Here is a 1,425-nt window from a genome sequence, read left to right on the forward strand (position 1 = left end):
CGAATACATCGAGATGGAGTACAACAGCTGCCGGCTCCACTCGACCCTGGGCTACCAGACGCCGAGGGAGATTGAATTGGCAGCTGCGGCTTGAAAATGTGTCCGCTCTGGCTTGACCAGAACACGTTGCCACGGTGGCTGAGATAGCACGGCAACTCACCGCGCTCCTCCTCTTACATTAGCGGGCGTACGGATCACGTACCACGGCAATGCTTGATCGGCTGCATACAAGCTAATAAAGCAATTTCTAACAGGCAGAAACCGGCCAAGAGCGGTCATTTAGACGAAGCTGATATAACGCCGCGCTCTGCGGCAAATTTGGAGCGCAGCGGAAAATTTGTCCGACAGCAGCACCTTGTTAGCTTCACAAACCACCAGCGACAATTTCTCGTAATGACTTTATCTTCTCTTTTACATGTTCGTCTTTGATTGTGTATGTGTCCGCTGTCTTTTCAATAAAGCCTAGCTCCCACTCAGAAAGCAATTGCTCCAACCGTTCACTATGCGACGAAAGCTGGATAAGGACATACTTAATGTCTCTTGGGATTTGGCTCCATGCGTCATCTCTCGAGTCGTAGTTTGATTCCTTGCTGTCATGAAAATTCACATTATTCCCAGCGCCATTATCAGTGCACCAAACTTCGTATATTTTCAGTAGCTCTAGCGCTCGGTTTAGTAATTGAATTTCTCTCTGATTCAGTATGCTATTTTTCTGCAACCTCTTAAGTGCGCCAGATATTTCATTAGCTTTAAATGCTGCAAATGCTGCGGCCACTGCCGCTATTGCAGCAAGTAAAGGGGCAAGCGCATTTATTATTTTCGCTATTTCACACATTCTTAACTTACTTGCCTCAAGTAAGACCCTAGAATAGAGTTTCCTTTAAAATGGATTGTTTTCACCATATTTAAGAACTCGTTAAACTGATCTACTTCCTTACTTTCTGCTGAGTTTTTCTGCATGAAATCGAGCATGTTAACGTAAGCTTGCTGTTCATCGGCCGGTAAAGATGACATAGATTGACCTGATTCATATAGGTTATGGACATTCTCCATTCTTTTTAAAGCAGCTAATTGATGAATTTTGACAGCAATTTCTGGGTCATTTTCTGCTTTACTTACAAGAGTGTCTAAATCCGATTTATTTTCGTTTATGGCAGCACGCATAAACAAGCCACGAATGATTCCATGAAGGACTGCTGCAATAAAAAAGCCAGCAATAGCTCCCCAAATACCTCCTATTACTCCGCCAATTACCACCCCAAGAAACGGAAAAACTGATTTTGAAAACATTCACAAACCCCTAGGGAAACGCTGCACAAATCCCGACGCAGCTGCCTGTTCGGCTCCGGCGGGGTAGAATCTGACCATCCCGCCACCGTCTGACAGAGCCATCCGATGAAGCAGATCTCGTTCGCCCAGGCTGAG

2 protein-coding genes are annotated in these 1,425 nt (G+C 45.3%); both read right to left on the reverse strand.

Annotated features, from left to right (window positions below):
• Nucleotides 1-364 precede the first annotated feature (364 nt).
• A complete protein-coding gene (locus AC5W54_RS22445) occupies nucleotides 365-835 on the reverse strand; it encodes a hypothetical protein (RefSeq protein ID WP_495964316.1) in 471 nt (156 codons plus the stop codon).
• Nucleotides 836-837: 2 nt separating this feature from the next.
• A complete protein-coding gene (locus AC5W54_RS22450; protein WP_495964317.1) occupies nucleotides 838-1,290 on the reverse strand; it encodes a hypothetical protein in 453 nt (150 codons plus the stop codon).
• Between the last annotated feature and the right edge of the window lie 135 nt (nucleotides 1,291-1,425).

It is taken from the genome of Halomonas sp. LMYGS-3, from assembly GCF_059509875.1.

Excerpts from the sequence above, each read along its gene's own strand:
- AC5W54_RS22445 (WP_495964316.1), bottom strand. The coding sequence starts at position 835 with ATGTGTGAAATAGCGAAAATAATAAATGCGCTTGCCCCTTTACTTGCT.
- AC5W54_RS22450 (WP_495964317.1), bottom strand. The coding sequence starts at position 1,290 with ATGTTTTCAAAATCAGTTTTTCCGTTTCTTGGGGTGGTAATTGGCGGA.